The sequence below is a fragment of the Shewanella fidelis ATCC BAA-318 genome (assembly GCF_000518605.1).
Classification (GTDB): domain Bacteria; phylum Pseudomonadota; class Gammaproteobacteria; order Enterobacterales; family Shewanellaceae; genus Shewanella; species Shewanella fidelis.
This window is the reverse complement of record NZ_JADX01000004.1, coordinates 284885-298204: the sequence shown is the minus strand read 5'-3', so window position 1 is coordinate 298204 and position 13320 is coordinate 284885. Positions and strand designations below refer to the sequence as shown.

Here is a 13320-nt window from a genome sequence, read left to right as displayed (position 1 = left end):
AACTTCCTTAAAAAAAGCTTTCACTGGTTGGTAGGACTAATAAGTAATAATCACGGCCATCAAAACTAATGTAATCGACAACTTGCATATCAGCTTTACGAGTATGAGCAGCAAATGAGCCTTGGTTGTCTTCAGCAATAAAGGTCAACATATAGGGTAACTCATTGCTAACCTGTTTTTTTAAGAACCCTACTAAAGCTTCAAATATACCTTGTCCTCGATGCTGACTCGCAATCCAGATAGGGCCATATTGGCAACAGTTGTTTTCAGTGAGTCTTGCTCGTTCATAATCAAGCTTAGGCAAACGATTCAATAAGTTACGGTAAATCGGCCATTGCTTAAAGAAAGACCATTTTCCGGCGATCACGTAGCCAACGATTGTTGTATCAACTTCAGCGACAATCACCCAGTGTTGGTTAATTAAAGTGGTAAAATCTGCTGCTGAAAAAGATTGACCTTCAAACGAGTTATCCCGTTTATCAGCAGCTAATTCATCTTGTAAGTGCAGCTGTTCTAATGCAGCTAAGGCGGTAACATCCGATATGTTGGCTCGTCTAATTTTCATTGTGTTACTTTAAGTATTTACTTCAGCCAAAGAAGACAGCCATTGCTATCCTCCAAACATTAACAACATATGCGGCTCTACAGCATAGAACCGCATAGTTATGTAGGTTCGCAATGAGTCAATAATGGCAAAAAATCACCTTAGCTAAAGCTTGAGGTGCCTCGATTTCTTATAATGATTTGCTATTAGATACACGACAGTAATATATAGCAATTATAGCCGAATACCCCACAAGCTTGATAGACAGGCGCATCCCCAAAAATAAATGAATTAATTCACCTAAATCAAGTGATCCGATGTGTACTATTCAAGCATAAAATAGCAAAAAACCTACATTTTTAACATTCAAATAACCAGCAAAAATTAGTATAGTCTTTCACCAGTTAGTACCCGTATCGTCCTAATAATAACTAATGAGCCCAATATGTTAGCCCAAGACAGTAACCAAAAGGTTTGGCTAAGGGAAAAGGATCATCCCGCAATTAGCTTGCCAAGATGGCAGCAACAGGTCGACTTAATCAACGACCTTTACCAAGCGAAAAACACCCTGATTATTCAGACCAATGGCGACGAAGCGCAAACGGTTTGTAACGCGCCTTTCGACTCGAAGAACTTAATGCTAGGTGAAATCTTCGAAGCTAAAGGCTTAATCCAATCAATCAACGACCAAACCGACTTTGGCTTAATAAAGTTAAAGCCGAGTGATATTGGCTGCACCACGAACGCGGTTAGCCTGCTATTGGCAATACAGCTGTCTTGGCCTGACGGTCGTGTATTTGGCTGCTTACTAATTTGCGATCCCGCCACCACTCATATCAGCAACACCTATGCTGCTGTATGCGAATCAATAAAAGCGTTACTGCAAGGCGAACTAAAGCAGATGTATATGGCTGAGCAACTGCAGCGATTATCTGTGCAAGATGAGTTTACCTACATGCTAAACCCATACGGCTTTAACTTGATGGCACCAAGACAATTAAGCTTAAGTCGTAGATTTGGCTCCCATGCTGGTTTAATCGTACTTGAAGCGATGCCGTCGCGGGCAAATGCATCGGCAGCCATAGGCTCACAGTTTATACGCACCATTGCCAGAGTCATTTCAGAAAGTATGCGAGAAGCGGATATCTGCGCCCGCTTTGACGATGAGCAATTTATTATTCTCGCCTTTATTGATAATGAAGCGAATTTAGCCACTCTTATCGCCAGACTACGTAAGCGCCTCGAACGCGAAGCGCCTGACGTGACACTGCTAAGCGGTATGTGCTTTTTTACCCCTGATAGCCAACAATCATTGATACCGATGCAGCAACAAGCTGTTGCCGATCTTGAGCGAAATCGGGAAAAAATATTAGCAACTAGACGCTAAGCTCAGTGGTATGCCTTAGCAGCTTTATAATTTTTAAGCTGATAAGGCATACCTTCATTTATCAGTACTTTGCGAGCGAGCCCAGTCTAAAAATAATGCGATAGGAAAAGGCGACATCATCACCATGCCTACACCCGCTAAGCTGGCAACAGTGACCATACCGCTAATTTGCTGTGCCCAGTCAGAAAGGAAATAGATCCCCACGGCAGTGAGTAACATAGTTAACCCAAGCCAATGCATCACTTTTAAGGCATCTATGATACGTTTTTGCACGCTACCCCCTCTTTTTGATACGGATTTTTTTACTAATATGCCTAGCGATTAGTATACTATAGTCACAATATACCGATATTAATCACTTTGGATCCACAACATGATAAAACAATCCTTCATCGTAGCTGGTCTGCTATTGGGTTTAGCTGCTTGCCAGTCAACTCCTCAAACTCAAGTTGAAGATTTAGCTATTGTTGGTACATGGCACATTGAATCAGCTGCAGGTAAGCCTGTTATTGATTACAGCCCAGCAGAATTCATTTTTGCAGCAGATGGCAAATTAACCGGTAACAATAGCTGTAATAACTTCTTTGGTAACTACACCATCGATGGCCAAACACTAACCTTGCAACCTGCTGGCAACACCATGAAAGCTTGCGTTGACGCACTAACGGCACAAGAGCAACGTGTTATGCAAGCGATGCCGCAAGTGACTCAAGCTGAAATGGCAAAAGGTAAGTTAGTACTAAAAGATGCTAACGATGAAACTGTATTCGTTTTAAGCCAAAAGTAAGTATTGAGTTTCAGACATAAAAAAACCGCCTGTTGGCGGTTTTTTATTGGTTCAGATATCGGTTAAGCCATTATGACTTTTGCTTTTCCGCCATCTCAACACTGTCTTCAGCATTAGCATTGTAGTGCTCAACATCAATCTCGCCTTCTGACTTAGCAATAACGGTTGTAGCAACGAGATCACCTGATACGTTAACCACGGTACGCGCCATATCCAAGATACGATCGATACCCGCAATCAGTGCAACACCTTCAAGTGGCAGACCAACTGTCGTTAACACTAAGGTTAACATCACCAGACCCGCTCCCGGAACACCAGCAGTACCAATTGAAGCCAAAGTCGCAGTAAGAATAATGGTAATGTAGTCAACCCAAGTTAAATCAATACCAAATGCTTGTGCCACAAATAACGCAGTTACCCCTTGGTAAAGTGCAGTACCATCCATGTTAATGGTTGTACCTAGTGGCAGTACAAAGCTTGAGATCTTCTTATTAACGCCTAGATATTCACTGGCACACTTCATACTTGCAGGTAAGGTACCTGCAGAGCTTGACGTGGTGTACGCCACAGCAATGGCATTGCTGATCCCTTTAAAGAATTGCAGTGGATTAAGCTTGGCAAATACCACCAATACAAAGCTGTAGAAACCTACAACATGTAAGAAACAGCCAATATAAACCGCAATAATCACTTTAATCAGTGGCATCAACATATCTACGCCGTACTCGCCAGCAACCCATGCCATCAGACCAAATACGCCGTATGGTGCTAGCTTCATCACGAGATCTGTCAGCTTATACATAGCTTCTGCTAAGCTCTCAAATACTTGAATTGCTGGTTTACCATGGTCGCCAATCAATACCAGTGCAATACCGAGTGCGACAGCAAACACAATCACTTGTAATATCTGACCACTAGCAAGTGCAGCGACAGGGTTAGTTGGCACGATATCAATCAAGGTTTGCATGATAGATGGTGCTTGTTTTACCACCTCAGCCGACTCGTGTGGCACCATATCTAGGCCAGTACCAGGCTGCATGATATGACCTACAATCAAGCCAAGTGTAATTGCAATTGAAGTTGTACCTAAGTAGAAAGCAAATGACTTAAACCCAATGCGACCCATTTTCGCGGTGTCTTGCATCGAAGTCACACCAACGATTAATGAACAAAATACTAAAGGAACAATCAGCATTTTGATGGTGTTAACGAATAATGTACCAATCGGTTTTAAGTAAGTAGCCTGCTCGCCTAAGCCAATTCCGGTTAAAATACCTAACAGCATACCAATCATGATCTGCAACCATAAAGGCACAGACATCCAGCTCGACCACACTTTCTTAAAAAGTGAAGCTTGTTGATTCGACATATTTAAACCTTGAAACAGTGGTGGGAGGACAACTAGCCTAAAGGCCAGCTTAAAAAATAACGCGGCAGTTTAGCATACGCTGCAACAGCAATAGATGATCTATATCACGCTGGTTTGCCCCATATCGGAGCGATAACAGAAACAGCTATAAGACTGAATAATTCTCAATTTTAGGCATCAAATTTTGCATTATTCTTATTTTTAGAGAACTTCATTTTATATAGTGCAGCAGGAGGTTGATCACGCTCCATCAGATAGCTCCAATAAGCGTCATCAAAACCTGAAAAAAACGCTTTACCCTCAGCTCGTAGTATTAACCACCACCAAACTAAACCCCAGATCCCGAGTGTTAGCAGTGTTAAAGCAAAGTGCCAGCCATGCCTAATGTCTTGTGCATCACGCTTTATTGAACATTGGCTATTGTTAGCAGCAGCGCTGTTCACTGATGGCTTGTAGCTATTTTTCATAGTGACTCCAGTGGTAAACGGGTCATAGAAAAAGTTTAGCAGAGTTAGACTTTAGTCGAATGCAAATTGGCAATAATTTTCAGCAGTGAGTTAAATTTTGCTTCGTGCTAAAGTGTGCCAAAAAAAGGAAACCGATTAATGATAATTCGTAAAGGCCAACAAGCTGACCTACATGCTCTGGTCAACTTTAACCAAGCCATGGCACAAGAAACCGAAGGCTTGAGTTTAGATGCACAAGTACTAGAAAAAGGCGTTAATACCTTACTGACGTCTCCCGAGAAAGGCTTCTATTTAGTCGCTGAAATTAATGGCGAAATTGCAGGTTCCTTAATGGTAACCTTTGAGTGGAGCGACTGGCGTGCCAAAGATTACTACTGGATCCAAAGCGTATACATTCGCCCTGAGAATCGTCGCCAAGGTATTTATGGCAAGCTTTACCAAGCTGTGAAAGATATCGCAGCAGAAAATGGTGGTGCCGCTAGTTTTAGGCTCTATGTAGAGCAAGATAATACCAATGCCCAAAAAACCTATAGCGCACTGGGAATGGAACAAAGCTACTACTTAATGTACGAGCAAAAGTAATACCAATCAGTATAAGAATTTGATCAGCTCAGAACGATTTTTGGCAATCTAATTCAAGGCGAATAAATGAAAGAATGGTTGCTCCCTTGTGAAGTTATTCAACGCAGAAGTAGGCAGCCAAAAACGTTCCAGAATGGCGAGTTTTAGCGATTCTGATGCTGTGTTAACGAACTTGAACGTAGAACAACTATGCTCTTCATTCGTTGCCTTGCCTCAAAACCGCTAAACTCTCGCTGAGTGACTAAATGTTTATACTGATTGGTATAAGACACAAAAAAGGCCATCAATTGATGGCCTTTTTGCTATTCATTCCAGCACTAGACTGGCAATAAACATTAACCGCAAATGCTAGTAACTTTAATCGCTAAACCACCTTGGCTGGTTTCACGATACTTAACGTGCATATCTTTGCCCGTTTCGTACATAGTCGCGATAACTTTATCTAAGCTCACCTTTGGCTCACAGTTACGGCGCATTGCCATACGTGATGAGTTAATCGCTTTCACTGCCGCAATCGCGTTACGCTCAATACATGGCACCTGAACTTGGCCAGCAACAGGGTCACAAGTTAGTCCTAGGTTATGCTCCATACCAATTTCTGCAGCCATACATACTTGAGCAGGGTTTGCACCCATGATCTCAGCAAGACCAGCAGCTGCCATAGAGCAAGCTACGCCCACTTCACCTTGACAACCAACTTCCGCGCCAGAAATAGAAGCGTTACGCTTGTATAACGAACCCACTGCTGCAGCCGCTAGGAAGAAGCGCGTGTACTCTTGCTTACCAACAGGTTTAATAAACTTGTTGTAGTAAGCTAATACCGCAGGAATGATACCAGCAGCACCGTTAGTCGGTGATGTTACAACACGGCCACCCGCTGCGTTTTCTTCACTCACCGCCATTGCAAATACGTTGATCCAGTCAACGATTTCCATCGGATCGCTAGATAAACGCTCACCAGTTAATAACTGACGGTAAAGCGCAGGTGCACGACGAGCTACTTTTAACGGACCCGCTAACACACCTTCGGTTTGACAGCCCTTCTCAATCGCATCATGCATGGTTGACCATACAGCGCCGAAACCATCATAAATTGCTTGTTCACTATTGAAACACAACTCATTTTTGAACATCAGGCTGCTGATGCTTAAGCCTGTTTCTTTACACGTCGCTAAAAGCTCATCGGCATAGTTAAACGGGTATGGAACTTCAACTGGGTTTTCAACCGCTTTGCCAAACTGTGATTCTTCAACAATAAAACCACCGCCTACTGAGTAATAAGTCTTGCTTAGTACAAGCTCATCACCTTTGTATGCGTGCAGCATCATGCCGTTTTCGTGCAATGGTAATGCGTGGCTGTGGAAAATCACGGCGTCATGACCAAAATCCACTAGGCGCTTTTCAGTGCCCATTGGTAATTTCTTAGTCTGTTCAACGTCAGCGATAAAACCTGGAATAGCATCAATATCAACGCTTTCAGGTGAGTTACCACCTAAACCAACGATAATAGCGATATCAGTGTGGTGACCTTTACCGGTTAATGATAAAGAACCAAAAATCTCAACGCCTAAACGTGTCACTTGATCGAACTGACCCGTTTGACGAACATCATCGATAAACTCTTTGGCGGCCTTCATCGGCCCGACAGTGTGTGAGCTCGATGGACCTACACCTATCTTAAAAATATCAAATGCGCTAAACATGGAAATAACCTCGAAAAAAGAGGAAAAGCCTAGAGGGGACTAGGCTTTGTCAAACATTGATGGAACTATAAAGCTGGGCGTCAGCGTGCTCGCATGCAATCTGTACACGCCCAGCCAGTATCTTGCTTAAGACAGTAATCCGAATAGGATTGCAGTCATTGCAAGTAAACCTGCAACTACAACAAAGATGTTGCTGATACGGCCACGGTACGGAGCTAGAGCTGGTACTTTGTGGATCGCATACATTGGCATTAGGTATAGGATAGCCGCGATGATTGGACCGCCTAATGCTTCAATCATACCTAAGATACTTGGGTTGATGATTGCTACGCCCCAAATAGTGAAGAACATGAAACCTAAGATGAATTTGTCTAGCTTAGATTCAGATACTTGCTTATTTGCAGAACGTAATTGCTTGTTAATGATACCTTTCATACCTTCTGTCGCACCCATGTAGTGACCGAAGAAAGAAGATACGATTGCCACGAATGCGATAAATGGACCGAAGTAGCTTACAAAGCCGCTGTTATGTACGTTGGCCAAGTATGACAGAATCGGCAAGTTTAACTCTTTCGCTTCAGCAAGCTGTGCTGGCGATAGAGATAGTACGCATGAAATAACAAACATCATCACGAAACCAACCAACATTAGGGTTGTGTTACGTAGAATCACGTCTGCTTTACGCGCAGCATTCACACCGTGCTCACGCTTAAGTGACACAGAGAACTGTGAAATAGCTGGTGAGTGGTTGAAAGCAAAAATAAGTACTGGAATAGTCAACCAAACTGTACCTAGGAAGTCACCTACTGGCGGCACAACTTGTAATGCATCCATTTTCCAATCTGGGATCAAGTAGAACGACATGAACGCCAAGATAGCAACTAATGGGTAAACCAAAAGCTGAGTAACTTTAAGCATCATTTTCTCGCCCGCAACCATCACAGACATCATAGCAACGATAAGGCCACCAGATAGCAACCAACGTGGCACACCTGATACTTTATCCATGATCTGTACGCCAGCATCAGTTAGCATAGGCGCACCGTCAGCCGCTAAACGTGGTACTTCAACAAAAATATTTAGCTGGTTAACAATAAAACTTTCTACTGTGTTAGTAATACCTACACCGTAGATCAAAACGATTGGGTAGATAGCAAAGAAGTAAAGCAAAGTAATTGCCTTGCCCGCACCCACACCAAAGTGCTCTTCCACTACGTGGGTAATGTCGCTACCAGGCTTGCTTGATGAACAAACAAAACGTGATAGTCCACGGTGAGCTAAGTATGTCATTGGACCAATGATTGCTACCATCATCATTAGCGGCCAAAAACCGCCCATACCTGCGTTAATTGGTAGGAATAGAATTCCGGCACCAACAGCTGTACCAAACAAACTCAACATCCAAGTTGTATCTTGACGTGTCCAAGGCAGCGACTTGGTCGTTGCCGTATCTTTTGTTGTGATCGCGTCTTTTTGCATTCTTGTTACCTTGATGGTGCTGAGAAACACCAATAAATTTTGATCTCAGGAGTATTTTCGCGGTTAAGAGTATCCTAATGCACGTACTAAAAATTGATCTGAGTTCATATTCTGTAATTGTTTTTCACAATGTAACCGTTTTGTGAGCCGGATCTCTTTAATCGTGTAATAAATTTTCATTATTCACCAATAAAAATAACCGTATCGAACCTTGGTTTAACATTAAGTTTACTTAAATCATGAAATACTGATATAAAACTTCGCAACAGCAATTTTGCCTAACGGGCATAGATCACAAAAAACCAGATTTAGCCACCTCACCCAACAAGCCAGCACAATTCCTTGAACAAGATCACATTAATTATGGTCACTTATAGGCTTACCATTAGATAAACTAATGCAAAATAAATGTAATTTTATTTTTCATAGTCGTTGCCAAATTTAAGAGTTGTAATTTTGAGGTGATCTTTAAGACGAAGTTTACAGATGAAGCCAAGCATAAATTGCAATAAACTAGTGTAATTCAAACCTTCTGTACCTGAGCAAAAATTACTAAAATGAAAGCAGCAATACGCATTATTGTGGGTTCAAAAAATCCAGTAAAAGTCGCCGCAGCCCAAGTCGCCTTTGAGCGCCTTTTCCCTGAACACCAGATCCAATGTGACGGAGTTGATGCACCTTCTTTAGTTGCCGATCAACCCATGACCGACGCAGAAACTAAATTAGGCGCAATTAACCGAGTTAAACATTGCCAATCGGTATATCAAGCAGATTACTACATTGCAATGGAGGGCGGGGTTGAGCTGTTTGAACATGGACCAGCGACCTTTGCTTATATTGCCATAGCCCACAAAGAGCAAGTTAGCATTGGCCGTGGTGCGCAGCTTCCTTTACCTATGGCTGTATACCAAGCACTCACCCAAGGCCAGGAGTTAGGGCATGTAATGGATGCGATGTTTGATACCGTCAATATAAAACAAAAAGGTGGTGCAATATCCTTACTAACCAATGGTAATGAAACCCGCCAAAGTAACTACACGCAAGCCATCATCTTAGCTATGGCAGCAATACTGCATCCTGAACTCTATATAAATTAGTAGTAACTTTATTATTTTTAACTTAACAGGCTTGATTTTAGAAAATAGTCCTCGTAACTTAGGTGTTACCCGCAACTAAACAAGAGCTGTTTGATGAGTCAAGCCCAGCCTAATTCTGCGTCCCTGCTTCGTCGTCTCTCAAGACAACTTATTCGCCAACTAGGCTTACTCGACGCCGCCTGTGGTAATCAACCGCTATCTCCGGTACAAGCCCATGCTCTCATCGAATTAGGTGAAAATAGCTATGCAATTAAGCAGCTTGCTAGCTTACTAAATATTGATAAGTCCAACGCTAGCCGCGCTGTGAGTCACCTTGTGGAAAAAGGATTCGCCAGCACCCAACCCAATCCTAGAGATAATCGCAGCCTAGTGGTACAAATCAGCGCTAAAGGTAAAAGGCAGTTGCAGAAGCTACACCAACAACAAAACCAGCAGTTCAGTGATATTTTAGCGCAACTACCAAGCGAGCATATTAATGAACTTGAAGTCTCACTGGCGCGCTATAACAAAGCGGTAATGCAGTCTAAAGCGCAACAGGGATATCAAGTGCGCAGCATCACAGCAGAAGATAACCCACAAATAGCGCAAGTGATCCGCGATGTATCAGCTGAATATGGTTTGACCGCAGATAAAGGTTACGGCGTTGCTGATCCGAGCTTAGATAGCTTATATGAGGTTTACCAACACGCTAATGCTCACTATTGGGTGATTGAACGAGATGGCAAAGTGCTTGGCGGTGCTGGTGTTGCACCGCTACACGGCCAAGAGGGAGTTTGTGAGCTACAAAAAATGTATTTTGCTTCGGAGCTACGTGGCAAAGGGTTTGCCCGACGCCTAGCGTTAATGGCCATCGAATTTGCCAAGACACAGCACTATAACGCGTGTTATTTAGAAACCACTGCCAACTTAGTTGAAGCGATTAACTTGTATGCTTCTCTTGGCTTTAATCAGCTTGATGCACCTTTAGGTAATACAGGCCACGATGCTTGTGAAATTCCCATGCTTAAGCCAATCACTCGGAGCTAATGATTATTTAATGGCTTAGGCCTCATAAGTTAATGGTTTTTATCGCTAAAGCTTGCTAGCCTCAGATCAAGCGCATTCACGTATTAGGTGGCTTTTTATGGAATATAAACGTCTTTCGCATTCAAGTTTACACGTTAGCCAAATCTGTCTAGGCACCATGACTTGGGGAGCCCAAAATACCCAAGCTCAAGCATTCGAACAACTCGACTACGCCATTGGTGCTGGCGTTAACTTCATTGATACAGCAGAAATGTACCCCGTTCCGCCTGAGGCGGAAACTCAGGGCGAAACCGAACGTATTTTAGGTAACTACCTCAAGCAAAGAGGTAATCGCGATAACCTCATCATTGCCAGTAAAGTGGCTGCTCCCGGTGGCAAGAGCGATTATATTCGCCCGAATATGGCGCTCGACTGGCGCAATATCCACGCTGCAGTTGATGCCTCTCTTGCACGTCTACAACTCGATACTATCGATCTTTACCAAGTACATTGGCCCGACAGAAACACTAACTTCTTTGGTGAACTTAGCTATAACCAAATCGATGAACAAGAAAAGCAAACACCGATTATTGATACCTTAGAAGCACTGGCCGATCTGGTTAAGGCTGGAAAAATCCGCTATATCGGGATCTCTAATGAAACCCCTTGGGGCTTTATGGAGTACTTACGACTTGCCGAAAAGCACGACCTGCCAAAAATCATCTCGGTACAAAACCCATATAACTTACTTAATCGTAGCTATGAGATCGGCATGGCAGAAATCAGCCACCGTGAAGAAGTGCCATTACTGGCTTATTCACCTTTGGCATTTGGTGCGCTATCAGGTAAATACCTCGATAACCAATGGCCTGAAGGCGCGAGAATGACGCTATTTAAGCGCTTTGCACGTTATACCGGTACTCAAATGGCGTTAGACGCCACTAAAGCTTATGTCGAGCTAGCACATGAGTTTAATTTGAATCCTGCACAAATGGCGCTAGCTTTTGTTAACTCCAGAAAATTTGTTGCTTCCAATATTATTGGTGCGACTAATCTTGAGCAGTTACAACAGAATATCGACAGCATCAATTGTGCTATTTCGCCACAATTACAGTTGCGTCTAGACGAGCTAGCTCTGCAATACCGAGTACCTTGCCCATAAAAAAGCCATAATTTAGCAGTCTAAACTTGCTTTAGGCGCGTAGATCTTACAAGATCTGCGCGCCTTTTTATTTATAACCTCGGATCAGCTTTATGGTTCTCTCAACGCTGCGGTCACAATTTCCGACACTCGAACAGTCAAATGATGGCTACCCTTTGTGCTATCTCGATACCGCCGCGACCAGCCAAAAGCCGCAGAGCGTAATCGATGCTATGGCGCACTATTATCGTTTTGATAATGCCAATGTGCATCGTGCTGCACATCAGCTGTCGGCTCGAGCCACCAGCCAATATGAAGCCGTGCGCGATAAGCTAAAGCAGTTTATTAACGCCGAACGCCGACAAGAGATCATTTTTAGCCATGGCACCACTGAGTCAATCAATATCGTTGCCAACGGCTTAACCGAGCAACTGAGCAAAGGCCAACTGATTTTAATTGATAGCGCTGCTCACCACGCCAATATTGTACCTTGGCAGCAACTGGCTAAACGCACTGGCGCGCAAGTAAAACCTATTCCGCTAACAGCAGATCAGCGCTTAGATCTAAACGCTTATAAAGTCTTACTACAACAGCAGCCAGCTATTGTTGCCCTCAGCCATGTTTCCAATGCACTTGGTACGCTAAACCCGGTACACGAGCTAGTTAGCTTAGCTAAACAAGCAGGCGCTATCACATTGGTCGATGGCGCACAGGCGATTGCCCACATGAATGTTGACGTACAAGCCATTGATTGTGATTTTTATGTGTTCTCTGGCCATAAGATGTATGGGCCTACAGGGGTCGGCGTGCTGTATGGCCGCTATGATGTGCTTGATAAGTTAACGCCTCTAATGACTGGCGGTGAAATGATTAAAAGCGTCAGCTTTGAGCAAACTGAATTTAATATTTTACCTAACCGACTTGAAGCGGGTACCCCGCCTATTGCTGAAGTGATCGGCTTAGGTGCGGCAATCGACTTCATCGAATCTCTGCCAAGAGATCAAGTACATGCAGAGGAACAAGCACTACTTAATTACCTGCAAGATGAACTCAGAAAATTGGGCGACATAGTGCTTTACGCTGCCCATAGTGACAATATTGCTGCAGTGGCATTTAACTTGGCCGATGAACATCATCAAGATGTCGGTATTTTGCTTGATCAACAAGGCATCGCGGTACGCTGTGGCCATCACTGCGCTATGCCACTAATGCAAACCTTAGGCTTAAAAGGCTGCTGCCGCGCATCGATTGGGGTCTATACTAACAAAGCTGATATCGACAACTTCATTAATGCAATGAAGTCGGTAAAAGAGTTGTTGTTGTAATAGAAGGTTCTAGGTTATAGGTTCTAGGAAAAGCAGGTCCTAGGTCCTAGATCCTAGGCAGAGCAAAGATAACAGCCAGAGCTTTTGGCTTTTGGCTTTTGGCTTTTGGCTTATCCTAGTAGGGCTTTAGCCCACCCTCTAAGCGAAGCGCCCTAGAGCCTACTAAATACAGGTCCTAGGTCCTAGGAAAAGCAGGTCCTAGGTAGAGCAAAGATAACAGCCTGAGGCTTTTGGCTTTTGGCTTTTGGCTTTTGGCTTTTGGCTTTTAGCTTTTAGCTTTTAGCTTTGGCTTATCCTAGCAGGGCTTTAGCCCGCCCTCGAAGCGAAGCGTCCTAGGGCCTAGGTCCTACTTAATGCAGGTTCTAGGAAAAGCAGGTTCTAGGAAAAGCAGGTCCTAGGTAGAGCAAAGATAACAGCCTGAGGCTTTTGGCTTT

Annotated in this window: 13 protein-coding genes; 7 read left to right on the top strand and 6 right to left on the bottom strand. The window is 43.4% G+C overall.

The genetic code is table 11. From position 1 onward, the window contains the following. Nucleotides 1–7: 7 nt before the first annotated feature. Nucleotides 8–565: a GNAT family N-acetyltransferase gene (locus L884_RS0101205; RefSeq protein ID WP_028765771.1), complete on the bottom strand. Its 558-nt coding sequence runs from the start codon at nucleotides 563–565 to the stop codon at nucleotides 8–10. 424 nt (nucleotides 566–989) lie between these two features. On the opposite strand from L884_RS0101205, the gene L884_RS0101200 reads away from it, so the two are divergent. Continuing rightward, nucleotides 990–1931 carry a GGDEF domain-containing protein gene (locus L884_RS0101200; protein ID WP_028765770.1) on the top strand — a complete coding sequence of 314 codons (942 nt, stop codon included), beginning with the start codon at nucleotides 990–992 and terminating at the stop codon, nucleotides 1929–1931. 54 nt (nucleotides 1932–1985) lie between these two features. On the opposite strand, the gene L884_RS0101195 is transcribed toward L884_RS0101200, so the two are convergent. Next, a complete protein-coding gene (locus L884_RS0101195; RefSeq protein WP_028765769.1) occupies nucleotides 1986–2204 on the bottom strand; it encodes a hypothetical protein in 219 nt (72 codons plus the stop codon). A 100-nt stretch (nucleotides 2205–2304) separates the two neighbouring features. On the opposite strand from L884_RS0101195, the gene L884_RS0101190 reads away from it, so the two are divergent. Further along, nucleotides 2305–2718 carry an META domain-containing protein gene (locus L884_RS0101190; RefSeq protein WP_028765768.1) on the top strand — a complete coding sequence of 138 codons (414 nt, stop codon included), beginning with the start codon at nucleotides 2305–2307 and terminating at the stop codon, nucleotides 2716–2718. Nucleotides 2719–2788: 70 nt separating this feature from the next. Here L884_RS0101190 and L884_RS0101185 read toward each other — a convergent pair whose 3' ends face one another. Both L884_RS0101185 and L884_RS0101180 read right to left on the bottom strand, forming a co-directional pair. Further along, on the bottom strand, nucleotides 2789–4087 hold the full coding sequence (locus L884_RS0101185; RefSeq protein WP_028765767.1) for a dicarboxylate/amino acid:cation symporter: 1299 nt from the start codon (nucleotides 4085–4087) through the stop codon (nucleotides 2789–2791). 170 nt (nucleotides 4088–4257) lie between these two features. Further along, nucleotides 4258–4554, bottom strand: a complete 297-nt coding sequence (locus tag L884_RS0101180) for a hypothetical protein (protein ID WP_051435483.1) — start codon at nucleotides 4552–4554, stop codon at nucleotides 4258–4260. A gap of 138 nt (nucleotides 4555–4692) precedes the next feature. Between L884_RS0101180 and L884_RS0101175 the strand changes: the two genes are divergently transcribed. Continuing rightward, nucleotides 4693–5136 (top strand): GNAT family N-acetyltransferase, encoded by a 444-nt coding sequence (locus L884_RS0101175; protein ID WP_028765765.1) that lies wholly within the window; start codon nucleotides 4693–4695, stop codon nucleotides 5134–5136. Nucleotides 5137–5471: 335 nt separating this feature from the next. Here L884_RS0101175 and L884_RS0101170 read toward each other — a convergent pair whose 3' ends face one another. Further along, nucleotides 5472–6839 carry an L-serine ammonia-lyase gene (locus L884_RS0101170; protein ID WP_028765764.1) on the bottom strand — a complete coding sequence of 456 codons (1368 nt, stop codon included), beginning with the start codon at nucleotides 6837–6839 and terminating at the stop codon, nucleotides 5472–5474. Between the two features lie 126 nt (nucleotides 6840–6965). Further along, nucleotides 6966–8318 (bottom strand): SLC5/6 family protein, encoded by a 1353-nt coding sequence (locus L884_RS0101165; RefSeq protein ID WP_028765763.1) that lies wholly within the window; start codon nucleotides 8316–8318, stop codon nucleotides 6966–6968. A gap of 557 nt (nucleotides 8319–8875) precedes the next feature. Between L884_RS0101165 and yjjX the strand changes: the two genes are divergently transcribed. From yjjX to L884_RS0101145, 4 genes are all read left to right on the top strand, one after another. Then, complete coding sequence (gene yjjX, locus L884_RS0101160) at nucleotides 8876–9415, top strand: inosine/xanthosine triphosphatase (protein ID WP_028765762.1); 540 nt, start codon at nucleotides 8876–8878, stop codon at nucleotides 9413–9415. A gap of 93 nt (nucleotides 9416–9508) precedes the next feature. Further along, complete coding sequence (locus L884_RS22710) at nucleotides 9509–10441, top strand: bifunctional helix-turn-helix transcriptional regulator/GNAT family N-acetyltransferase (protein ID WP_084221370.1); 933 nt, start codon at nucleotides 9509–9511, stop codon at nucleotides 10439–10441. Nucleotides 10442–10538: 97 nt separating this feature from the next. Beyond that, nucleotides 10539–11582 carry an NADP(H)-dependent aldo-keto reductase gene (locus L884_RS0101150; protein WP_028765760.1) on the top strand — a complete coding sequence of 348 codons (1044 nt, stop codon included), beginning with the start codon at nucleotides 10539–10541 and terminating at the stop codon, nucleotides 11580–11582. A gap of 92 nt (nucleotides 11583–11674) precedes the next feature. Continuing rightward, on the top strand, nucleotides 11675–12886 hold the full coding sequence (locus L884_RS0101145; protein ID WP_028765759.1) for a cysteine desulfurase: 1212 nt from the start codon (nucleotides 11675–11677) through the stop codon (nucleotides 12884–12886). The last annotated feature ends 434 nt before the right edge of the window (nucleotides 12887–13320 follow it).

Excerpts from the sequence above, each read along its gene's own strand:
- L884_RS0101150 (WP_028765760.1), top strand. The coding sequence starts at position 10,539 with ATGGAATATAAACGTCTTTCGCATTCAAGTTTACACGTTAGCCAAATC.
- L884_RS0101180 (WP_051435483.1), bottom strand. The coding sequence starts at position 4,554 with ATGAAAAATAGCTACAAGCCATCAGTGAACAGCGCTGCTGCTAACAAT.
- L884_RS0101175 (WP_028765765.1), top strand. The coding sequence starts at position 4,693 with ATGATAATTCGTAAAGGCCAACAAGCTGACCTACATGCTCTGGTCAAC.
- L884_RS0101205 (WP_028765771.1), bottom strand. The coding sequence starts at position 565 with ATGAAAATTAGACGAGCCAACATATCGGATGTTACCGCCTTAGCTGCA.
- L884_RS0101145 (WP_028765759.1), top strand. The coding sequence starts at position 11,675 with ATGGTTCTCTCAACGCTGCGGTCACAATTTCCGACACTCGAACAGTCA.
- L884_RS0101200 (WP_028765770.1), top strand. The coding sequence starts at position 990 with ATGTTAGCCCAAGACAGTAACCAAAAGGTTTGGCTAAGGGAAAAGGAT.
- L884_RS0101165 (WP_028765763.1), bottom strand. The coding sequence starts at position 8,318 with ATGCAAAAAGACGCGATCACAACAAAAGATACGGCAACGACCAAGTCG.
- L884_RS0101190 (WP_028765768.1), top strand. The coding sequence starts at position 2,305 with ATGATAAAACAATCCTTCATCGTAGCTGGTCTGCTATTGGGTTTAGCT.
- L884_RS22710 (WP_084221370.1), top strand. The coding sequence starts at position 9,509 with ATGAGTCAAGCCCAGCCTAATTCTGCGTCCCTGCTTCGTCGTCTCTCA.
- yjjX (WP_028765762.1), top strand. The coding sequence starts at position 8,876 with ATGAAAGCAGCAATACGCATTATTGTGGGTTCAAAAAATCCAGTAAAA.
- L884_RS0101185 (WP_028765767.1), bottom strand. The coding sequence starts at position 4,087 with ATGTCGAATCAACAAGCTTCACTTTTTAAGAAAGTGTGGTCGAGCTGG.
- L884_RS0101170 (WP_028765764.1), bottom strand. The coding sequence starts at position 6,839 with ATGTTTAGCGCATTTGATATTTTTAAGATAGGTGTAGGTCCATCGAGC.